Consider the following 20,161-nt stretch of genomic DNA (forward strand, 5'->3'; position numbering starts at 1 on the left):
TCCCCACCGACAAAAGCGTGGCACCACGCAGGCGGCGCTCAGCGGGCGTGAAGGATGACCTGTTCGGCGCGCGATTCGGCGCGTATCGGATAGCTGCGCTCGAGCAGCCGCGCGAACCCGTCGGTGTTGCGCCAACTGAAGCGCCCGCCGATGCGCAGCTCTCCCAACTGGGGATCTGCCAGGACCAATGGACGTGTGCTGAAGCGATTGAACTCGGCCACCGCCTCGCGCAGCGGCGCATTGACGAAGCTGAGATAGCCCGATCGCCAGTCCACTTGCTGCTCTGCTTCGGCGATGGTGCTGGCGCGAACGAGCACGCCATGGGGACCGGCCACGGCAATCCCGCCCGCAGCGATGAGTACCGGCGATTGCGGTTTGCCATCCTTTGGATCGGTCTCCAGGCGTACCGTTCCCTCGGTGACGATTACCCGCAGTTCGTCGGCATCGCGGCGCACGGAAAACTGCGTGCCGACGGCCACGACGCGGCGTGTGCCGACCTGCACGACGAATGGGCGGCTCCTGTCCTTGGCGACCTCGAAGAAGGCTTCGCCCCGCTGCAGCGCAATCTGCCGTTCACTGCCCCCGAGATCGACGCTGATCCGCGTATCGCTGCCGAGCGTGGACCGTGAGCCATCGGCCAGGGCCAACGACCGCAGTGTGCCTGGCATGCTCTGGTAGGAAAGCCCCGCTCGTGGCGGCGCAGGTGGGGCACGGTCCAGGAACAGGGCGCCGGCAATGGCCATGCCACCGACCAGTGCGACAGCGAGCGGTGCCTTCCAGCGGCGCCTGGGCCGAGCGGGGCGGGACCATGGCTCTGTGCGCGCGAGCGTGCCATCGGCGGTACCGGCGACTGCATTCCCGGCAAAACGGCCGCGCGGCGGCGGGCCGCCCTTCGGAAGGCCGGCGGCGATCGCCTTCAGGCGCCCAGCTTCCCGCCAGGCTGCATCCAGGCGCAAGAACGCAACGCGATGCGTAGTGGACTGTGCCAGCCAGGCGTCGAGTTGCCCCTGGTCGGTCGCATCCCACGGGCCGCTCTCGCGCCGCGCCAGCCATTGCGCGGCGACCTGTTCAATCTGCCTGCTGTCCATCGCGCGTTGACTTGAGTGCCTTGACGGGCGTCGGAAGCGGGGACGTCGTGGAGCCGTGGAAATAGTCCGCCAGCAGGCGCACGCCCTTGGCCATGTGTTTTTCGACGGTCTTCTCGCTGATACCCAACTGCACGGCGACCTCCCTTTGCGACAGTTCCTGCACACGGCGCAGCCACACCACTTCGCGGCAGCGATCTGGCAACCGGTCGAAGGCGTGGACAAGGCGTGCGAGCAACTGGCGCCCACCCATCCAGCGCTCCGGGGTGCACTCATCTACTAAGACGAGCAGGGAGTCTGGATCACCCACTGCCTCGATCGATACCACCCGGCTGCGCCTGATGCGATCGGTGACGAGGTGATTGGCGGTGCTGAAGAGAAAAGCCCGCGGGATGTCGGGAAGTTTGCGGCTCGCCGACTCGTACACGCGGGCATAGATCTCCTGGCGAAGATCGTGGACGTCATCAGGATTGGGCCAGCAACGCCTCAGATAAGCGATCAAGGCCGTTTCGTGGATGAGGATGTGCTGGACGAACCATTCGTCGACGGCGCTAGACATCCGTCCAGATTAGCCCAAATCAGTGCTGTTCGCACCAGCGCTCCCGTCTCGATCGGGAGGTAGGGAAATCTGCCTCTCGCTCGACTACGTTAAGTGAAGCGCTGCGAATTGAAGTCCGGCACAGCGGCTCTTGGTGCAACAACCGCAGTGATGCAATCGCAGGAGCAGGCGCAAGCACGGCAGCAGCATGGCTATCGCGGTCTACGTCATTGGAAGACATACGTTGGTGCGCGAAAGCATCGAGATGGTCCTTTCCCACGAGCCCGGAATCGATGTGCGCCGTGGTGCTGGCTCGGGCAAGGAGGCACTGCAAAAGATTCGCATGACATGCCCGGACGTGGTGCTATGCGATATGACGTTGCCGGACGCCCGCGCCATCGATGTCATCCCGCATCTGATTGGGGATGACGGTATGCCGCGCGTCGTCGTCCTGTCAGAGATGGATGATGGACCCTGGCCTGCGCGCGTGATGCGTGCGGGAGCATCGGGTTGCATCAGCCTGAGGAGTGAAGTGCGCGAGCTGATAAAAGCCGTGCGTAAGGCCGCTGCCGGTCACTCCTATCTCGGAAGCGCTATTGCGCAGAACCTGGCTTTCGATTCACGCCCATCGAGTGGTGATCCATTCGACATGCTATCCCCTCGTGAGCTGGCGGTGGCATCTTTGCTCATCCAGGGCCAGCGGCCAAAAGAGGTCGCTCGGCGTTTAGGCGTGAACTCCAAAACGGTGGGAACCTACAAGGCGAGATTGCAAAAGAAACTAGGGGTCTCCCACACCATCGCGCTGCTGCAGCTAGCCAAACGCTATGACCGATTGAGCTCATTCGACTTGGCTTGGCTACAACCACGATGAAAGGTGCAATCTCGAAATAGTGCTTGTTCATGCTGATCGCGCGAATGGAACGCCATGCATGCGTGCATGAATCGCCTGTCTTGAGTCCCGCCTGTCGGACCGGCATTTGAATCATTGCAGCGCGTTCAAGTCATGCAGATCGGGAACTATGGCGTTGTCGTGGGTGGCTTGAACGCCGCAATCCTCACTTGGACGCCCACGCGCCGACACTGAGAGAGCTCACGATCAACCCAGGAACGGCTCACCAGAAAGGTGCTGGTGCCGACATCCTCGTCGGTCGGAACCACATCGGTGGTGAGATCCACGGCGTCTGTGCTGGAGGCCAGTAACCGCCCCTCGGTCAACGGATCCATTGCGCTATCACGTTCGTAGCGCTCTCCCGATCTAACGAGGTTGACAAGGTAGATCGCCTTGCCTTCATGCCAGATCATGGACAACACACTCATGCCCGGATCGGCCGTCTCCGGCCGGTCCAGTCGCCGCTGTACGAAACAGAACGTGTTCGCGCGAGCGTAGCGTTTCGTTTCAGTCAAGAACGCACGCAGCGTAGCGCGGCTCGGCATGCGCTGTGCGTCGGGCCGGGAGAACGACGGGTCGGTCGCGGGATAGGGGACGGTTTGCGGGGCAGATGCTGCCTGCGCAGGAGATAGCGCTGCGATCGCAGGAGATGCAGCAGCCAAGGCGAGTGCCAGCCCAAGGCTGGAAGAACTGAAGCCTGCAATGGTGGTCATGGTCCTGCGGTTCGTTGATGGCTGCGGTGGGGAAGGCTTGCCAAAAGGTGCCAGCAGGCCGGCATTCCCGTTGGGGGATATCGAATGTCGACACGGGCATGCTGCCTCAAAGCCCGTCAGGCTCGAATGCGTGTGCGGGCAGCCTCTGCGCGCACCAGGGACAGAAATTCGCAAACGCGTAGTGCTCATTGATCAGCCAGCACGGGTCGAGACGGAACAGCTCGAACGAGAATCGAATCTCGGCCGCAGGATCTGTCACTGCCTCGAACATGTGGAGACAGCAATATCTTGCTTGCCGTTCCCGGTGTCGGATGCGTTCCGGGGACTGCGCATCCAGCCAACTGCTGAGCCAACTCTGGCATGCCGGGCAGCCCTCCACATGGACTGCCGCCTCATAGGCCTGTCTGTTGGGGAAATTTTCCTCTTCCACCAAAATCGCACCTTCGAAGGTCAGTTTCAGGGCTGGATCTGTCTCGATCTGGCGGTGCATCGTCGACACGATGTGCCTGGCGGCAGTGCAGGTATTGGGGTTCATTGGCCGTGGCGCAGTCAGGCTCGTGGTGGAAAGGGGGAAACCTCGCGCAGCGCTGAGGTCGAGGTGCCACAGGTTTCGACGATGTAGTCGGGAGACAGCCAATTGCCGGACCAAAAGCGCGATCACAGTAGCTCGGCATCACAAGCCTTGGTACAGCGTTGCATATGGCATCGGTGGTCATATGGCGATTGCTCAATCGCGCTTTCGCGCGCGGGCTGATGGCGCGATTGTCCTACGCCGTCGCAGGCCCATGCGCAGCGCGAACACCAGCGCGGTAACGAACACTCCCGCACCCAGGTACGCCTGAAGGTAGTAGCTCCAGCCTCGCTCTGCAGACAGGTAGGGGCCGATGTCGGGCGAGTGCATTTCCAACAGCAGTCCAGTCAGCCAAAACGCAGGCAGAACGGTGGCCAAGGCCCCCACCCAAGGCCGCCAGGCGATGAGCGCGCCACACACACCCGACGCGGCAAGCGCGATGATCCAGACATCCGTCGGGGAGGGCATCTTGTCGCTGACTTCGGCGACAGCCAGGGCCGGCGTCAACGAAAGAGCCAGCCCAGCCAGTCGATGAAATGAAGTCGAGTGAACAATGCGTAGCATTTGTGCAGGCCTGGCTCTCGTTTGCGCCTTTCCAGCGGACCGATCAGGATCGGGCCGCCCACGCTAGCCGCAGGAACTGGACCAGGCAAGCGGTCAGGGACGCTGGCGCACTGGCCGAAGTAGCCAGCGCTGCAAAGCGCGACACCCCGAAGCGGTTGCTTGAATCCTGCGGGTGGGGAAATCGACCTCTCGTTCGTCTTGATACAGGCAGGGCGGTTGAGTTCGTGAAGCCAGCACGTGGTGTGTGATCCAGCTGCTGAGCCTTGAGTCCTGAACCTCTCCGTACGTTCCCTGACCTATCCACCAAGGAAGATGTTGATGAAACTTCGCTACCGCCTGCGCCAGTTGACTGCCACGGCCGTGCTCTTTCCCGTCCTGTTTGCCGGTGCTGTTGCGACGGTCCATGCAGACGCGCCTCGCGCGGAAATCGCCACGCAGGTGAAGACCTATGCGTCCACCGATGGCGTCAAGGCCTGGACCTTGCGTTACGGCCCGCGCGAGAAGAACCAGGCACTGATCCAGGTCACCGATTCCGACAGCACGATCGACAAGAAGATTTTGCTCGCAACGACCAGCACCACGGCCAAGGACACGCGTTACACGGTCCAGCTCAACGGACGCCCCTACGTGCTGCTGATCCTCAATGGGAGCGCGGGCGAGCTGTATGTCCCCGGCTCGCAGAAGTCCACCTGGGTGCGCTATGACGAAGATCTGTCCGCGCAGAGCAACCCGGAGCACTACCTGACGGACTACGAGCAGCAAGGCAAGCCGTAACCGCCCGGGCTGCGTACTTGCCTTGCAAGGCGAGGTGAGAAGGATCCTGCTGCTTGCGTGCCGCAGGATTCTGCCGCAGCCAATCGGTCTTCCCACTGCCATACCGTTTTACCAAGGCAGCCAATCCGAGAGTCCGCTCGCGCATGCAGGGCGGCGCCGAAGCGCAACAGCGCGAGCCCGGCCCCTCATCGGTCGCCACCGAGGCAAAGGTCGTTCATTCTTGCCCGTCGGAGTCCGGTTCCATGCCCCATCGTGTGCCTTCCATTGTTTCAACCGGCATGGCCGCTGCCTTGCTTGTCCTTGGTGTGTCCGCTCCCGCATCGGCAACCGATGCGCGCGAGCATGAGGCGCCCATTTCCGTCTCGGTTTCCGCGCGACCGCTCGGCGAGGCGCTCAACGAGTTTTCCCGGCAAGCCGGCATGCAGTTGCTGGCGCCGCCTTCGCTGACGGCGGGCAGGCAATCGGTAGCCGTCTTCGGCCGTTTGAGCCGTCGCGAAGCCCTGCACCGGATGCTGGCTGGCACAGGGCTCGCCGCCGAGATCGACCTGCAAGAACGCCTGGTGGTGCTGAGGTCCGCGGCACTACCCGCCGCCACCTCGCTTCCGACGCTCCAGGTCACGGCGGATGCACAAGTGCCCGAGCCCATCGGCTATGCGGCGCAGCGAAGCCGGACGGCCACCAAGACCGACACCGCGATGCTGGAGACACCGCAGTCGATCTCGGTGATTGGGCGCACCGAAATGGATGCGCGCGGCTCGCTGGACCTGATGGACATCGTGGCGCAGACGCCCGGTGTCTCGGTGGCCGCGTACGGACCGGACAACCGCGGCTGGGAGTACATCGCGCTGCGCGGCTTTCCGGGCAACACCAGCAGCTACAGGGACGGCTTGCCACAGACGCAGTTCGGCGTGATCTATCGCCTGACCGAGCCGTATGGGCTGGAGCGCGTGGAAGTGCTGCGCGGCCCTGCGTCGGTACTGTTCGGCCAGGGGGATGCGGGCGGTGTCGTCAACCGTGTGAGCAAGGCGCCGGGTGCGGACGCTGCGCGCGAGATCGAGGTGCAGGTCGGCAGTTTCGACCGCAGGCAAGTGGCATTCGATGTGGGCGGTGCTCTGGGCGATGGCAGCGACGTGGGCCTCCGGTTGGTGGGCGTGGGCTTGGACAGCAATGACCAGGATCGGTATCCCAATGGTGAGCGCATCAACCGCACACGCGTTCATCTCGCCCCATCGTTGCGTTGGCGGCCTACGCCCACCACCTCGCTCACACTACTGGGGGAGTTCATCAAGGATCGCTCGGGCGAAGACCCGTACTACGCCAATTTTGTCGATCCCGACGGCCGCCTGCGCCGCATCAAATACGGCGATCCGTCGTTCAGCCGCTTCCAGCAGAACCAGTACTCGCTCGGCTACCAGTTCGAGCATGCATTCCAGGGCGGCTGGACGTTGCGCCAGAACACGCGATACACCGACATCGCGCTGGAGCGCGATGCCCTGTGGGGCGATGCACTGCAGGGGGACGGACACACACTGTCCCGCAGCACGCGCTCCTGGGACGACGGACTGAAGCAAGGGTCCGTCGACACGCAGGTGCAGGGTAGTGCGCGCACCGGATCAGTCCAGCACACACTGCTGTTCGGGCTGGATTGGAACCACCTCGAAGGCAGGGCGCTGCGCTTTCGGGGCACGGGACCCAATCTGGACTTGCTCTCTCCGGTCTACGGGATGGCCGTGCCGGCACCGCGCACCCCCATGGCGGATTTCACCCAAGACATGGATCAGATCGGGCTCTACGCACAGGATCAGATCCGCGTTGGGGACCGTTGGGTCACCACGCTGGGCGGGCGCCGGGACCGCGTTACGACCACCACGGCCAACCGCCTGAACGCGCAACGCACGGGACAACGGGACGACGCCTTCAGCGGCCGCATCGGCGTGAACTACCTGCTGGGCCGCGGATGGTCGCCCTACGCCAGCTATGCCGAATCGTTCCTGCCCACCAGTGGCGTGGATGCCGACAACAAACCGTTCCAGCCCAGTCGCGGCAAGCAGGTGGAGGCCGGCATCAAGTACCAGCCCGAGGACGGCAGAAGTCTGTTCACCGCAGCGTTGTTCGATCTTAGAAAGACCAACGTGGTCACGTACGACAGCATCACTTCGGACGCACGTCAGATCGGCAAGCAGCGCTCGCGCGGCTTGGAACTGGAAGCCAAAGGCGCGTTGTCTCCGAAGCTGCAGCTCGCCGCATCCTATACCTGGCTCGATCTCGAGGTGACCGATAGCGCGGACGTCACCGAAGTCGGCAAGATCCCGCCCACGGTGCCCAAGCAGACTGCATCGCTTTGGCTGGACTACGCGCTCGCTGGAGGCTTCGGTGTGGGCGCGGGTCTCAACTACGTGGGGGAGCGCCAGAACGACGAAGCCAACACTTCGGCAGAGGGCGGATTCACCCTGCTGGCAGCCATGCTGCGCTATGACACGGGAAAGTGGCGGATGGCCTTGAACGTCACCAACCTGCTCAACCACCAATACAACACCATCTGCTACCACGGCGAGTGCTACCTGGGAAAAGAGCGCACCTGGACCGCCAGTGCCAAGTACCGGTTCTGAGCGTTGCATGGGCGCCCGATGCAGGCGCTGCAACATGGCGACTCCCTTGCTCAAAGCATGGGATTACCATGATGGAGATAAAAATGGCTTATCTAAAATATAAGAAATAACATTTGAATACACATATTCCCTCGTAGGGGAAGGGCGTATGTTATCGGTTGCACGTTAATATCCGCGCCAATTGATACAACTGCGTTTCCTTCACGGGTACGCCCATGGAAAATGACCCGGCGCGTTACGATTCAAACTCCCGTTGGCGATCAACTGCAATTCAGGCAGTTGAAGGGGGAGGAGGCCATCAGTCAATTGTTTCGTTTCGATATCGACTTGTTGAGCGACAGCAAGGGGATCGATCCCAAGGCGTTGCTGGGCAAGAACGCCACCGTCGTGGTGGAAACGCAGGGGGGTGGGGTGCGACATCTCGATGGAATCGTCACGCGATTTGGTATGCAGGGTGAGGATCATCGGTATTACGCCTACCGGCTCGAACTGAGTCCCTGGCTTTGGCTGGCCACCCGCAAGAGCGATTTCAAGATTTTTCAGGGAAAGACTGCCCCGGAAATCATCGAGCAGGTCTTGGGGAAATATGGTTACCCCATGGAAAAACGCCTGACGCGCAGCTATCGCACCTGGGATTACTGCGTCCAGTACAACGAAACCGATTACCAATTCGTCTCGCGCCTCATGGAGCACGAGGGCATCTATTACTTCCATCAGCACAATGCGGGCCAGCACACGCTGACCCTGGCCGACGACATCGTCGCCTCGCACAGTCCGTTGCCAGGGGCGGCGGTGATTCCGTTCTACCCGCCGGAGAAGGCGGCGGTCGCTGATAAGGAAAACATCCACGCCTGGCAACTGAGTCAGAGCATCCACTCCGGACGGCACTACAACGACGACTACGACTTCACCAAACCCCGGGCGGACCTCTCCAACATGCGTCAGACCCCGCCGGGCCATGCGCACGACAGCTACGAGATGTACGAATGGCCTGGGGGCTATACCGACTTTGGCGACGGTGAGGCCTATGCCCGTGTTCGTCTGCAAGAGAGCCTGACGGGTCACAGCATCGTGCGTGGGCAATCGCGCCACAGGGCCCTTGCACCTGGCTATACCTTTACGCTGGAGAACTACCCCCGCGAAGACCAGAACCAGCAGTACCTGCTCACCAGCCTCGAGTACCACTTCAAGGAAAATCCCCAGGTCAGCGCCGCGGCGCCCGGGCCGAAGGGCACGCCGCAGGAGGAGGGTTCGTTTCAGAAGTTCACCCTGCAGGCGCAGCCGACCACGTTGCCCTATACGCCGGCGCGCACCACGCCCAAACCCAAGACCACCGGCCCGCAGACTGCTGTGGTCGTCGGTCCGCCCGGCGAAGAGATCTGGCCCGACCAGTACGGGCGCGTCAAAGTGCAGTTCCACTGGGACCGCGTGGGTGCGATGGACGAGAACTCCAGTTGCTGGGTGCGCGTCTCCAGCAGTTGGGCCGGCTCCGGCTTCGGGGCCATGTTCATCCCGCGCATCGGCCACGAGGTCGTGGTGGATTTTTTGAACGGAGACCCCGATTACCCGATCATCACCGGCTGCGTCTACAACGCCAACAACATGCCCCCGTGGTCGTTGCCCGGCAACGCCACGCAATCGGGCATCAAGACCAAATCGAGCAAGGGTGGCGCATTTGGCGACGGATTGAAGAACGGAGCGGGCGATGCCAATGCCATCCGATTCGAAGACAAGGCCGGGGCCGAGCAGCTGTGGCTGCACGCGCAGAAGGACCAACTATCCGAGGTGGAAAACGACGAGGACCGCTGGATCGGCCACGATCTGCGTACCGTGGTGGACCACGATGAAACCCGCACGGTGCACCACGACCGCGTGACCACCATCGACAACGACGAAACCCAGACCGTCCACAACGACCGCAAGCGGCGCGTGGACCATAACGAAACCCTGTCCGTGGGCGACAACCGTCGGCGCGACGTGGGGATCGATGAGACGGTGAGCATCGGCAAGAACCGAACTCAGACCATTGGTCGCAACGAGAAAGACAAGATCGGCAATAACTGGTCGATCAAGGTGGGTAGTTTCAAGACCGAGACCATTGGCTTGGCTTATCTGCAGAACGTGGGCCTGGCCAAGATGATGAACATCGGAGCGGCCTACAACGTGAACGTGGGCGCGGCCATGGTGGTCAACGTGGGGCTGACGCAGAGCACCAACGTGCTGATGGGCCGCTCGGTCACCGTGGGGCAGAGCCAGACCACCAAGGTGGGAGAAAACTGGAGCCAGACGACCGGCAAGGTAATCCGCATCGAGGCAGGCGATTCCATCGAACTGGTATGCGGCGCCTCGGTGATCAAGATGGAAAAAGGCGGGCAGATCACCGTCAACGGCAAGGAAATCGATGTGGTGGGGACCAAGCATATTGGCCTGGATTCCAAGCGCATCGACCTCAATTGAATCGACGCCATGGCACTCCCATCGCACACCTTGCCCAGCCCTATCGATGCTGCGGGCGTTCCAGAAGTCATCAACCATACGCCTTGGCCGAGCCAATACTTCCAGCATGTGGATCCGCAGGGGGACATCTTCCATGTGGTGGTCACACGCATCTCGTACTCATTGCTCCAACTTCAGGAAAAGAACGGACGCATGGAGCCGGTGCTGCTGCCGCCCGAGCAGCAGCTACCGCTGTGCCAAGCGGACCAGTTCCAGGGCAAGGTCAACGAAAGTAGCCTTCTGCAAGAGAGCGACTACGCGCCCTATAAGCCCAGGTGCGACGTGCTTTTGGTCAATGCAACAGCACATTCGCCGGAAGGCACGCCGCTGGCCCGTTGGCCAGTGGGATTTCGCTTCGGAAGCGCCATCGAAAAGACCTTCCATGTCACCGGCCCGCGCCGTTTTGCCCGGTCCGTCGCCGCACTGGGCATGCTCCAACTGACCGATCCCGAGCCGACTACCCGTGTGCGCTTGCGCTACGAAACTGCCTTCGGCGGCCCCAACGTCATCCGCCAGGAAAATGCCTTGCAGGCCTGTGCGGACGGCGAACTGGACGGCGGCATGCCCGACGCATCGCGGCAATTTGCACGGAAGGCGCATTCGCAACTGCCGGCGCTGTACCCCGCCAACCCTATCGGTTGCGGGCGGTTGCCCGACGCGGTGGTGCAAGCCAACGAGGCGTTGGACAGACTCCGGCGCGACGGTGCCTCGCTGGGATCCCCGCCCATCACCGATGCATCGATGTCCGACGCCGAACGGCCCGCACCGCAGATCGAGGCATTCAATCGCCCCTATACCGGGCAGGACGACTATCCCGTCGTGGGTGTCGGGCCGGTAGGCCGCTGGTGGTCCCCGCGGGTGGCGCTGGCCGGCACCCACGACGAGCGCTGGAAGCAGACCCAGTGGCCCAGGAGCCCGCTCGACCACGACTACCGCTACTGGAACTGCGCACCCGAGGACCAGCAGATCGACTATCCGCAAGGCGGTGAGGAAGTGGTGTTGGTGCATTTCACGGCGGCAGCAAGGCACAAGGGCCCCTACCGTTTCACGCTGCCCCGCCAGGACTTGCAGTTGCTGGTGCGGTTGAAGGTCGGTGTGCTGATGTTCGCGCCGATGCACATCGACACCGTGATCCTGGATCTGGAAGCGGGCACGCTCAGCATCGTGCGTCGCGCTGTCGTCAGCGCCAAGACCGATGTGCGGCAGTTGGAATTGGGCACCTGGCCTGCAGGCACTGGCATGCAACTCGATGAGGCGATGCAGCAAGCAGCGCAGGCCACGCAAAAAACCAGGGGCGCCAGCCATGGCCAATGAAAACATCGTCGCCAAGGACGGGCGCTTTCGCGTCGTCTCGCTCGCGCCCGACGTCTGCCTGACGCCCAGCAAGAACGGCGTGCCGGTGCCATATCCCATCACCCACCAGCTGGATCAAAGCCAGCATTGCTCGCCCAACGTCTTCTTGCAGGGAAAGCCGGTGTATCTGCACAACCAGAGCTATGTGGACAACGTGATGGGCGATGAACCTGGACAGGGAAAGGGGGTGGTCAGCCAGACCAACGTCTTCATCAGTCACGACATCGACCACAGCAAATCCGTGTACGTCAACGGGCGGGCCATCGTGCGTACCGCCGACAAGATGTGGATGAACTGGAAGAAACCGTAACACCCTATGGCGTCCAAAAGACCCCGGCCGCCAGAGGCCGAAACACGCAACGCGCGCGTCAAGCCCAATAACTATCCGTCACCGGGTCCGATCGGCAACACCACGGGCATCGTGGTCCCGGACACCGCGCCTAATCCGCACGGCAACAGCGCCCCACCTATCAAGCCCACCGAGCCCGAGAAAAGCTGGTGGAGTCGCTGGGGCAGCGACGTGGTGCATACCGGGTTGGATGTCGTCGGGCTGATTCCCGGGGCCGGCGAAATCGCGGATGGCGCCAATGCTTTGATCTATCTGGCGGAGGGCGATAAAGTCAATGCTGCCATCAGCGCGGCGGCCATGATTCCTGGCGCGGGCATGGCCTCCACGGGCGCAAAGTACGGTAAGAAAGCCGCTGACGCTGCAGTTGAGGCAGTAGGCAAGAAAACTGCCCGCGAGGCGGAAGAGGCCTTGGCCAAGCGGGAGGCCAAGGAGGCGGAAGAAGCTGCTGCGAAGAAGGCGGAGGGCAATGCAGGCGGTAAGGACACGGGAAAGCCCAAGAGGCACAAGGATTGCGGCAAGAAGGTGCCTTATAACGACAGAAAGTCACTGAAGGGCAGTGGCCTGGAAAAGGACCACACGCCTTCGGGTGCCGCGCTAGAGCATGCTGCGGAGCTAAAAATCCTGGAGTTGCGCGAGAGCGGAATGAGAATAAATGAAATTCAGGCGAAGAAAATTCTAAACGCAGTTAGAAATCAGGCTCCGACCATCGCCATTCCGCCTGATATACATTCTGACGGAGACACTTGGAGGCACAAAAATACTCCTGAGAAGATCAAGAAAGACGCATCAGACTTGAAGGGCGCGGTGAAAAGAAATACTGAGAAAATATCAAAAGCTATGGAGGGTAAAGATCACGGGTGCAAAGATGCTTATGACAAAGCGGCTGAAGAGTTGAGGAATATGGATTGGGATAAATACATTCAGGATGCGATTGATAGCGCAATAAAGGCTAAATAATGAATGCGATTGAAATGATCGGTTTTTTAGGGCACGGCAGTATCTATAAGCCTTTCGATGCTTACCTGACGGCGTCAGGGGTCAAAAAACGGCCAAAAATAGGAAAGTCGCTTGATACCATTATTCCGATAAAAGGTACTGGGCTTACCATGTCTTTCCAAATCAGCGTGGAAAGCTTGGGCATTACGCCCAAAAGTGAAGGTACTTTTGTATTTTATCAATTAGAGATCATGCTGCTGGATGAGGGGCAGGATCACGGAATTTATACTGGCCCTTTGCCTTATAGCCTTAATGCCACAGATTCGCGTAGCGAAATTGAGAGCAAACTTAAAAATCTGAAAAGGCGCCTACCAGACAATGACAGTTACTTCCTTGATGGACTCGTGTGGACAGTGGCCTTCGAAGGGGAAAAGCTGCAGTTCTTCCAGATTGGCGTGCCAACTAATGGAAAGCGTAAATACGGACTTTGTGATTGAAGGCAAGGCGCAGAGATTTAGGGGTTGTGATGGCTGATTTTATCGGTGACGTCTTGGCTTTGATCGAATTATTAGGTTGCTCTTCCGAAGCCCATCGCTTGGAGGCATATCTCGTCCAGAAATATATTCACGACCGCCCTATGACTCCCGACCAAGTAGAGAGTGAAGGTTTAGTCGAAGACAATGGCGATACGGATGTGGAATACGAGCTGATGCGTCGGTCCAAGGAGTCTATGGTCGTACAGTCTGAGCGGGACGGCTTCTGCCTGATCTTCCAGCCCCGCGAAGACTATGATCTGGTGCATCGATCCCCGTGTGGTGTTGAAGCAGCGTTCGTTTTAGAACAGATTGCGTTTTTCGCTAAAGGTGTTCAGATCTACCAGGGATTCGAAGGTCCGGTTTTCCGGGACGTGCGCATGACAACCCGACGATCAGATGCCGCATATGCGGCGTTAGGTGCGCCACTGGCCCGCCGAACCGTTTACGAAACCTCCACGGACCTCTTTGTCGTCGACGACTTCGTTCTGAACTTTGGCTTTCAGAATGATGGGCAGGACTCTCCTCTGGCTCACGTTCATATCCGGCGCAAGAACGTTTTCGACGACGTCATGCTAGACCCGCAGTTACTGGATATTCCTCTCAACGCCCCTTACACCATGCCGGGCTTGGCTCAACTCGGGCATTCCTCGGATTCGCTGGAGGTGCAGGATTTCCTTGCGAGCCTGGGACTGAGCAACGAAATCGATGAGGACATCGGTTGCCCCGAGGAAATGAGTGGCCGAGCCCGATCACATGGCATTGTCATTTACTTCAAGGAAATCACTGGGGCAGCAAACCGTCCTCACGAGCTGCCTGACAAGATCGTATCGGCCATTACCTACAAGCGACGGGGCGACCTCGGTTCCTCGGGATATCTCGGTGACCTGCCTTTCGGTATGCACTTTGGTGACCGCCCTGACGTGGCGATTGCCAAGGCAGAACATCCACCCGTAAAAGTAGCTGAGAGCGAACAACTGCTGTCTTATTATTGGCACGTAAGCTCAGGAATAGTTGTGCAAGCCGTATTCAGCCTCATCGATTGGCAGTTAGCCAGAGTCACACTTCACGCTCCAGTACGCGCTGCTTCTGTTTTGAAAGAGCCACTTCGTACAGTGATTTAAAATAATTTTAGAAAACATTTGTGAAATGGTTTATCAGGCGAGCCTAAGTGGTCGTTAGGTTGGAAAGTGTGAAGTCGGTCGGCTAGGTTGACTGACGGCAGCATCGGGAGGATTATCGCTTTTCCATTGACAAGGATGACATGATGAGCATTCACAGCATAACCTTGAAAATTACGAACTCCTCTAATCATTCTTTAACCTTGACCAATTACGGGCACAATGGCGCTGGAGCGCATTGGGATAACCGTCCTACTGACCTGCCGCAAACTTCAAGTTGCAGTTGCCACGTTTATAGTAATGATGTCGATATATTAATGATTTGGTTTGAATACACGTCAGACGATGGCTCTGCTCTTTATTTTACAGCAACAGTCAACATTCCGGGGGGTTTTGAATTTGATGTATCGGGGGTGAATTCGCCGTATTGGACGGAATCAAACTATTCGTACGTCAATGCGGATGTCAACCACATTCAGGCCGAGCTTACGTTAGAGACACAACCTTAGTTCCTATAGGTATGCACCTCCTCTAGTCATATTCATCCTATATATGACGATGCTCACTTACCGCGACGGTCGGAATGCTAATCCTAAAAACTTAGATAAGTAAATGGCGACGGCGCGCTCAATTACCTGGCGTCGCAGCAGAAGCATTGCTGCGGGTCAGTTTTAAAGCCGCATCTCCCCTCGCAGGCCTGCGCCCGGCAGGTATTTTTTCATCCGATTTACTAGGCATAACAGTATGGTATTTGGCATCATCAGCGCCCCTTTGCACAACAGAGATGTTGAACAGCGGATTGGTGAAGGCGCCAAAGATCATCCTTTTGTACAACTTAACGCTTGGCTGGGGTTGACCGCCCAGACAAAACGTTATGGAATTAGCATGCGCACTGTCAACTCAGTCCCGTCCGCTTGGCGTGTAAGCATTCGCCGTCGTGGAAGCGTCATTGGGCGTCAATTCAGCGCGAAGGCATTTGGCAGCATGGAAGAAGCGTTAAAAGCTGCACTGGCTTTTAGGGCTGAGGTCAATGAACGTTTCCCGCCGTTGACAAAGCAAGAGGCACACGCCATTCGCCGATCAACGAATACCAGCGGTGTGCCTGGTGTGTTTCGCACGAAAATGGGCGAATGGAAAGCCTCTATCCACTTTGAAGACGGCACATGCAAGACGCGGCAGTTCGCAGTGCGCGTATATGGCGAGGAAAAAGCAAGACAACTGGCAATTGGGGCACGCGTTGAATTGCTCAAGCAGGTTCATGGGCACGTCATTTACCACGACGAAAAGCTCGACCTCCGGTCGTCGCGCGGCAATGATGAGCCTGCTGTTTGCATCATTCCCAACAAGGAGGAGCCCGCGCCCAATCCGTATCGCCTGCAGACCGATAGAGTTCCAGGTGTAGGTACTGTCAATGTCAAAACGGTTCTGCGCAACGGACAGGTGCGGAGGGTGACGTATCGAGTGGCTCAGTTCACCAAACCAGAGGGATTACCCAAGCGAAGGTACTTCTCTGTGCTTCGTTATGGTGAAAAAGAAGCCGAGCGCTTGGCCATCGCGCAACGCCAAGCCTGGGAGCGCGAGGCGCACGATGCCCTAGGGCGCTAGCAAGGTTGCTAATGCTGTGGCAAGCAACGGACTGCGTAGGTGAAGGCCGACTCGGCTTGGCCGCACATGGCGGCAAAGTTTCTATTCGGATAAAAGAGTCTTGCGCCGAAGAAGGTCAGCAGCCCGCCGGTCAACCGGTCGATGATCTGTTTGGTGGTGGCGTAGCGCTTGCGAGCCGCGTCGGCGGAAATCGCATTGGCGATCAGGGTGTTCAAGGTGAGCGAGATCGCCGCGACAACCAGTGCCGCGGCTGCCTTGGCCCAGAAGGCCAAGTCTGGGGTTGAAGAGTGTCGCGAAGGCGCTGCTGGAAAACACCAGTGCCTTGGGGTTCGTCAGATTGGCTGCCAAACCGTCGCGGTAGGCCTGCCATGGACCTCCCATTGCGGGCGCCTGATCACTCTGGGTGAGCGGCGGGCTTGGCTGGCAAGCCCGCTAGGCACAGCAGAACTCGGTTTACTAGAAGCAGTAGGTGCGTTTTCGGTAGGGAAAATCACAGGCTGCAACCCCATCCTGCTGAAGCGCAGTTACTTGCGTACCATAAGCTCAAGGGGGTGGACGTTGATACGGTCGTGCGGGCAGACCTCAGCGGAAAAATACCCATCGATTTCTCAAAGATCGGTCCAGGAAAAACATCGCAAGGAGGCCCGCTGCGATAGCGGGTTAAGACAATGAACGCAGTCGCCATCACTTTCAGCCGTTGCACCGCCATCGAAAGCGACTATTACATGATCGCATCGAAACCTGATGCCCTCGACACCAGCGAAGAGTTCACTCGGCTTTTCTATTTTGATGCTCAGGCCCCCAACACCTGGCGTCACACCGACATGCCGTATTTCACTGCCGTTGACATGTGCGTCGTGCACCGGGCGCTCGGCAGCCAGCGCCGCTATGCCGTGCTCTCCAGGCAGGGGCAAGTCCTCTATTACTGGCCCGGTGACCAGCTGGCCGAAAAGATAGAAGGCGCGGGATTGGCAGAGCCGGAGGGACCTGTTTACGGATACCTCAACGCGCTCAAGGAAATCGACGGTTCGTTGTATGTTTGTGGAGGTGGTGGTCAGATCTACCGGCGGAACGGCCGGGGCTGGAGCGACATGGCAGGCACATTGCGCAAGCCAGCACCGCTTTTGAAGGCAGACCTCGCGCTGCATTCCCCTATTGTGGGGGACGATCTGTCGGACATCGATGGCTACCGCGCCGACGACCTGTATGTTGCCGGCGGGCAGGGGATCTACCACTACGGCGGCCACGACTGGATAGCTTGTGAAACCTCTACCGATGAAACCCTCATGGCGGTGATGTGCATGCCGGGCGGTGTAGTGTGGGCCTGTGGATTCAATGGAGCGGTAATGCGTGGTAACGCCGCTGAAGGCTTTCGAGACGTCAGTCATTACGATGACAACATGCTCCTGACAAACATGGCCTTCTTCGGCAGGCATTTGTATTTTTCATCCAACCAGGGCTTGTTCCGCTTGGATCCGCAGGCGCCGAAGAGTCGGTTGGAAAAGATCAACATGGTGCCTGAGTGCGAGGACGTGTCGGTGGTGGGCGATGTTCTGCTTTGCGTCGGTCCGAAGAGCATCCATATCTTGCAGTCGGGCGATTGGAGAGAACTGGTTCACCCGGACAATTAGCCAATCCGAGAAACAAGGGCATGATCGGCCAGATCGATGCGTTCATCATCTATACCGTCGACTATTGCAAGATGGTCTACGGCATCGCCTAACACGCAGCAGGTCAGGCCGAAGCCACTAAAAAAGAAGACTTGAGCACGTGGTTGGCCCGTTGCCTGAGGAAAGGCAACTACTGGCGATGTACGTCGATTCGGTGGCGGAGATGGTCGTGGTTCGGGGGCTTTCCCAAGCGTGAGAAGAAGTCATCCAAAAACTCGGTAGCGGAGTTGATGGCCCAGGCCGCACAATCGATGCAGGCACTCCACGGATGTCCTTGCGTGGTCGGCCGTCGTTTTCGGAAAGCTCGTTGGCGGTAGCGTCGATGAAGGCGCCTGCGCAAATCACGGCGCCGGAGACGTGAGCGCTCATTGCACTTGCGTTTTCTTCAGAGCCATCGAGCTCAAGCGTCGCGGCTGTTCTGGCATGGTATGCCGCCATCTGTGCATGGTGCAGGGAGAAGTAGGTCCGCAGAAGCATGCCGGTCAACATGTATCAAGTCCGTTTCATTGAGAGAGTATTGCGTTGGAGCGGATGCAGGCGGAACATCATGGCGTAAGCCAGGACGATCTGGCAGCGAACATGGCTGCAGGGTTCCTATTTGGGTAGAAGAAGTCTTGCGCCGAAGAAGATCAGTAGCCCGCCGGTCAATCGGTCGATGATCGGTTTGGCGGTCGCGTAACGCTTGCGGGCCGCGTCGGCAGAAAACGCATTGGCGATCACGGTGTTCAAGGTGAGCGAGATCGCCGCGACCACCAGTACCGCGGCTGCCTTGGCCCATAAGGCCAGGTTCGGGGTGAAGAGTGTCGCGAAGGCACTGCTGAAAAACACCAGTGTCTTGGGGTTCGTCAGATTGGTTGCCAGGCCGTAGCGATATGCCTGCCATGAGCCTTGCATTGCGGGAGCTTGATCGCGCTGCGTGATCGGTCGATCCGCTCCATGGAACATCCTGATGCCGATGTAGACGAGATAGACACCGCCGATCGCGCGCAGGAGTTGTTGGGCCCAGTGGTACTGCCCAAGCACCACGCCCAGGCCCACCGCAGCGAGACTGGCCCACACCACACTGGCCGTGGAAACACCCAGCCCCACACACAATGCCTGGCGCCGGGACTGGCTGATGGCCGTTGCCGTGATCACCAGGAAATTGGGGCCTGGACTGATTGCCAGCATCAAGTAAAGGCTGGCGATGCTGCTCAGAAAGAGCATTTCATTGGCTGCCATCGAAGATCCATTTTCTCGAAGCAAGTGAAAGATTGCATAAAAGTGGGTGACAACGCTGGCGTCGACGTAGACATCAAGGTCACCGTACACACGACGTCACCTTGCCGAACTCAGCGCAACAAGCACCATCCCAACAATGATCAAGCTGGCAGAGAGCGTCCGTTCCCACGGCGAGCGGGTTCTAACGCCAAGGACCGCCTGCACCAGTGCCACGAGCGCAAACACAACTCCGGCTACGACGACGTGGTTGCCGGAGCCATGCTCGATGGCATGCGGGGGGATGGACGGGTCCATCTCGTAGATCAGGTCATCTTTCCGCCCGGTGAGTGCGATGACCATCAGGCCGAGAAGGGACGCAGCATGGAGAACGATGCGAATCAGCTTTTTCATGGCGAACAGGTTGCGTTGGATCAGGGGCGGATCGAAGATCATGGAGATACCAAGAAGTCGAGTCCTGTCAGATCGTCGTTGATCTGAGCCACAGCCTGTCCGCGGCCCGGATAGGCGCTGAATGCAATGGTCAACTTCCCATCCCTGACCGTGTAGGGACTCAGATCGTTGCCGCTACTGGCTGCCAGTTCAATGTTGTCCAGGCAGCTGGACACCGGAACATGTCCTTCGACCTTCGGCACGGGGCGCAGGTTCACCGCGGTCACGCTGATCTCGGCACCCGCGCCACAGTAGCCATGCCCATCGCCTGGTGATGAACGGCGTGCGGAGAAATAGAGCAGCTTGCCGTGTGCGAGATAAGGCTGCAGCTTCATTGGTAGCCAGCGGATGAGGTTCTCCGCGCCAACCCGTGCGGGGTCGTAAGGGTGGGGGATGGTCTCCAGCACGGTCTTTCGTGCAGTGGGCGCCTGCAGCACGATGCGGCCAGACGCGCGCTCATACGTGAGCTTCAGCAAGCCATGCTGCGCAGTGCACAACGCCGTGTCCCCTGTGAGGGCCGGTGCCTTGACGCACTCCGGTGACCGGTCATGGGTGACGGCGTATGCGGCGCCTACGCTGCACATCGCGGCACCGGCCAGCACGGTAAGCAGCACGTTCAGGGCGGGCAGCATGGGGCAGTCTGCATCGATTCGAAGGCGCCAGTGTGCCAGCGGCACGAGCGATGGTCGAATATGCGGCACGTCA

21 protein-coding genes are annotated in these 20,161 nt (G+C 59.4%); 12 read left to right on the forward strand and 9 right to left on the reverse strand.

Annotated elements, in window-relative coordinates; translation table 11 throughout:
- Positions 1-38 precede the first annotated feature (38 nt).
- Both AVTE2539_RS05305 and AVTE2539_RS05310 read right to left on the reverse strand, forming a co-directional pair.
- Entirely contained in the window at positions 39-1,088 is a 1,050-nt protein-coding gene (locus tag AVTE2539_RS05305) for a FecR family protein (protein WP_284408674.1), read from the reverse strand.
- Positions 1,069-1,644: an RNA polymerase sigma factor gene (locus AVTE2539_RS05310; protein ID WP_284408676.1), complete on the reverse strand. Its 576-nt coding sequence runs from the start codon at positions 1,642-1,644 to the stop codon at positions 1,069-1,071. The genes AVTE2539_RS05305 and AVTE2539_RS05310 overlap by 20 nt, the downstream gene beginning before the upstream one ends.
- Positions 1,645-1,831: 187 nt before the next feature.
- Between AVTE2539_RS05310 and AVTE2539_RS05315 the strand changes: the two genes are divergently transcribed.
- Positions 1,832-2,494, forward strand: a complete 663-nt coding sequence (locus AVTE2539_RS05315; RefSeq protein WP_284408678.1) for a LuxR C-terminal-related transcriptional regulator — start codon at positions 1,832-1,834, stop codon at positions 2,492-2,494.
- 146 nt (positions 2,495-2,640) lie between these two features.
- Here AVTE2539_RS05315 and AVTE2539_RS05320 read toward each other — a convergent pair whose 3' ends face one another.
- The 3 genes from AVTE2539_RS05320 to AVTE2539_RS05330 form a co-directional block, all read right to left on the reverse strand.
- Positions 2,641-3,225 (reverse strand): hypothetical protein, encoded by a 585-nt coding sequence (locus AVTE2539_RS05320; protein WP_284408680.1) that lies wholly within the window; start codon positions 3,223-3,225, stop codon positions 2,641-2,643.
- 106 nt (positions 3,226-3,331) lie between these two features.
- Positions 3,332-3,760: a hypothetical protein gene (locus AVTE2539_RS05325; RefSeq protein ID WP_274340476.1), complete on the reverse strand. Its 429-nt coding sequence runs from the start codon at positions 3,758-3,760 to the stop codon at positions 3,332-3,334.
- Positions 3,761-3,952: 192 nt separating this feature from the next.
- Complete coding sequence (locus AVTE2539_RS05330; RefSeq protein WP_284408684.1) at positions 3,953-4,360, reverse strand: hypothetical protein; 408 nt, start codon at positions 4,358-4,360, stop codon at positions 3,953-3,955.
- A gap of 318 nt (positions 4,361-4,678) precedes the next feature.
- Between AVTE2539_RS05330 and AVTE2539_RS05335 the strand changes: the two genes are divergently transcribed.
- The 10 genes from AVTE2539_RS05335 (at position 4,679) to AVTE2539_RS05380 (ending at position 16,136) form a co-directional block, all read left to right on the forward strand.
- The gene (locus AVTE2539_RS05335; RefSeq protein ID WP_228316155.1) at positions 4,679-5,134 is read left to right on the forward strand and encodes a hypothetical protein; all 456 of its coding nucleotides are present in this window, start codon (positions 4,679-4,681) and stop codon (positions 5,132-5,134) included.
- 290 nt (positions 5,135-5,424) lie between these two features.
- On the forward strand, positions 5,425-7,743 hold the full coding sequence (locus tag AVTE2539_RS05340) for a TonB-dependent siderophore receptor (protein ID WP_284408687.1): 2,319 nt from the start codon (positions 5,425-5,427) through the stop codon (positions 7,741-7,743).
- A 222-nt stretch (positions 7,744-7,965) separates the two neighbouring features.
- A complete protein-coding gene (locus tag AVTE2539_RS05345; protein ID WP_284408689.1) occupies positions 7,966-10,200 on the forward strand; it encodes a type VI secretion system Vgr family protein in 2,235 nt (744 codons plus the stop codon).
- Between the two features lie 9 nt (positions 10,201-10,209).
- Positions 10,210-11,553 (forward strand): DUF2169 family type VI secretion system accessory protein, encoded by a 1,344-nt coding sequence (locus AVTE2539_RS05350; RefSeq protein WP_284408691.1) that lies wholly within the window; start codon positions 10,210-10,212, stop codon positions 11,551-11,553.
- On the forward strand, positions 11,543-11,902 hold the full coding sequence (locus tag AVTE2539_RS05355) for a DUF4150 domain-containing protein (protein WP_228316159.1): 360 nt from the start codon (positions 11,543-11,545) through the stop codon (positions 11,900-11,902). The genes AVTE2539_RS05350 and AVTE2539_RS05355 overlap by 11 nt, the downstream gene beginning before the upstream one ends.
- A gap of 6 nt (positions 11,903-11,908) precedes the next feature.
- The gene (locus tag AVTE2539_RS05360; protein ID WP_284408693.1) at positions 11,909-12,898 is read left to right on the forward strand and encodes a hypothetical protein; all 990 of its coding nucleotides are present in this window, start codon (positions 11,909-11,911) and stop codon (positions 12,896-12,898) included.
- On the forward strand, positions 12,898-13,374 hold the full coding sequence (locus tag AVTE2539_RS05365) for a hypothetical protein (RefSeq protein WP_228316161.1): 477 nt from the start codon (positions 12,898-12,900) through the stop codon (positions 13,372-13,374). The genes AVTE2539_RS05360 and AVTE2539_RS05365 overlap by 1 nt, the downstream gene beginning before the upstream one ends.
- 29 nt (positions 13,375-13,403) lie before the next feature.
- On the forward strand, positions 13,404-14,534 hold the full coding sequence (locus AVTE2539_RS05370; protein ID WP_284408694.1) for a hypothetical protein: 1,131 nt from the start codon (positions 13,404-13,406) through the stop codon (positions 14,532-14,534).
- A 143-nt stretch (positions 14,535-14,677) separates the two neighbouring features.
- A complete protein-coding gene (locus tag AVTE2539_RS05375) occupies positions 14,678-15,040 on the forward strand; it encodes a hypothetical protein (protein ID WP_284408695.1) in 363 nt (120 codons plus the stop codon).
- 235 nt (positions 15,041-15,275) lie between these two features.
- Positions 15,276-16,136 (forward strand): AP2/ERF family transcription factor, encoded by an 861-nt coding sequence (locus AVTE2539_RS05380; protein WP_228316164.1) that lies wholly within the window; start codon positions 15,276-15,278, stop codon positions 16,134-16,136.
- 8 nt (positions 16,137-16,144) lie between these two features.
- On the opposite strand, the gene AVTE2539_RS05385 is transcribed toward AVTE2539_RS05380, so the two are convergent.
- Entirely contained in the window at positions 16,145-16,408 is a 264-nt protein-coding gene (locus AVTE2539_RS05385; RefSeq protein ID WP_228316165.1) for a hypothetical protein, read from the reverse strand.
- 396 nt (positions 16,409-16,804) lie between these two features.
- On the opposite strand from AVTE2539_RS05385, the gene AVTE2539_RS05390 reads away from it, so the two are divergent.
- Positions 16,805-17,767 (forward strand): beta propeller repeat protein, encoded by a 963-nt coding sequence (locus tag AVTE2539_RS05390; RefSeq protein WP_284408699.1) that lies wholly within the window; start codon positions 16,805-16,807, stop codon positions 17,765-17,767.
- Between the two features lie 633 nt (positions 17,768-18,400).
- Here AVTE2539_RS05390 and AVTE2539_RS05395 read toward each other — a convergent pair.
- From AVTE2539_RS05395 to AVTE2539_RS05405, 3 genes are read right to left on the reverse strand one after another with little or no spacing between them, the layout of a single operon-like run.
- Positions 18,401-19,117 (reverse strand): LysE family translocator, encoded by a 717-nt coding sequence (locus AVTE2539_RS05395; RefSeq protein WP_284408701.1) that lies wholly within the window; start codon positions 19,115-19,117, stop codon positions 18,401-18,403.
- Between the two features lie 6 nt (positions 19,118-19,123).
- Positions 19,124-19,459 carry a hypothetical protein gene (locus AVTE2539_RS05400; protein WP_228316168.1) on the reverse strand — a complete coding sequence of 112 codons (336 nt, stop codon included), beginning with the start codon at positions 19,457-19,459 and terminating at the stop codon, positions 19,124-19,126.
- The gene (locus tag AVTE2539_RS05405) at positions 19,456-20,088 is read right to left on the reverse strand and encodes a hypothetical protein (protein WP_284408704.1); all 633 of its coding nucleotides are present in this window, start codon (positions 20,086-20,088) and stop codon (positions 19,456-19,458) included. The genes AVTE2539_RS05400 and AVTE2539_RS05405 overlap by 4 nt, the downstream gene beginning before the upstream one ends.
- Positions 20,089-20,161 lie beyond the last annotated feature (73 nt).

The sequence above is a fragment of the Acidovorax sp. SUPP2539 genome, assembly GCF_030158975.1.
Taxonomy (GTDB): Bacteria; Pseudomonadota; Gammaproteobacteria; order Burkholderiales; family Burkholderiaceae_C; genus Paracidovorax.

Coding starts and splice junctions, on each gene's coding strand:
- AVTE2539_RS05305 (WP_284408674.1), bottom strand. CDS start 1,088: ATGGACAGCAGGCAGATTGAACAGGTCGCCGCGCAATGGCTGGCGCGG.
- AVTE2539_RS05310 (WP_284408676.1), bottom strand. CDS start 1,644: ATGTCTAGCGCCGTCGACGAATGGTTCGTCCAGCACATCCTCATCCAC.
- AVTE2539_RS05315 (WP_284408678.1), top strand. CDS start 1,832: ATGGCTATCGCGGTCTACGTCATTGGAAGACATACGTTGGTGCGCGAA.
- AVTE2539_RS05320 (WP_284408680.1), bottom strand. CDS start 3,225: ATGACCACCATTGCAGGCTTCAGTTCTTCCAGCCTTGGGCTGGCACTC.
- AVTE2539_RS05325 (WP_274340476.1), bottom strand. CDS start 3,760: ATGAACCCCAATACCTGCACTGCCGCCAGGCACATCGTGTCGACGATG.
- AVTE2539_RS05330 (WP_284408684.1), bottom strand. CDS start 4,360: ATGCTACGCATTGTTCACTCGACTTCATTTCATCGACTGGCTGGGCTG.
- AVTE2539_RS05335 (WP_228316155.1), top strand. CDS start 4,679: ATGAAACTTCGCTACCGCCTGCGCCAGTTGACTGCCACGGCCGTGCTC.
- AVTE2539_RS05345 (WP_284408689.1), top strand. CDS start 7,966: ATGACCCGGCGCGTTACGATTCAAACTCCCGTTGGCGATCAACTGCAA.
- AVTE2539_RS05350 (WP_284408691.1), top strand. CDS start 10,210: ATGGCACTCCCATCGCACACCTTGCCCAGCCCTATCGATGCTGCGGGC.
- AVTE2539_RS05355 (WP_228316159.1), top strand. CDS start 11,543: ATGGCCAATGAAAACATCGTCGCCAAGGACGGGCGCTTTCGCGTCGTC.
- AVTE2539_RS05360 (WP_284408693.1), top strand. CDS start 11,909: ATGGCGTCCAAAAGACCCCGGCCGCCAGAGGCCGAAACACGCAACGCG.
- AVTE2539_RS05365 (WP_228316161.1), top strand. CDS start 12,898: ATGAATGCGATTGAAATGATCGGTTTTTTAGGGCACGGCAGTATCTAT.
- AVTE2539_RS05370 (WP_284408694.1), top strand. CDS start 13,404: ATGGCTGATTTTATCGGTGACGTCTTGGCTTTGATCGAATTATTAGGT.
- AVTE2539_RS05375 (WP_284408695.1), top strand. CDS start 14,678: ATGAGCATTCACAGCATAACCTTGAAAATTACGAACTCCTCTAATCAT.
- AVTE2539_RS05380 (WP_228316164.1), top strand. CDS start 15,276: ATGGTATTTGGCATCATCAGCGCCCCTTTGCACAACAGAGATGTTGAA.
- AVTE2539_RS05390 (WP_284408699.1), top strand. CDS start 16,805: ATGAACGCAGTCGCCATCACTTTCAGCCGTTGCACCGCCATCGAAAGC.
- AVTE2539_RS05400 (WP_228316168.1), bottom strand. CDS start 19,459: ATGATCTTCGATCCGCCCCTGATCCAACGCAACCTGTTCGCCATGAAA.
- AVTE2539_RS05405 (WP_284408704.1), bottom strand. CDS start 20,088: ATGCTGCCCGCCCTGAACGTGCTGCTTACCGTGCTGGCCGGTGCCGCG.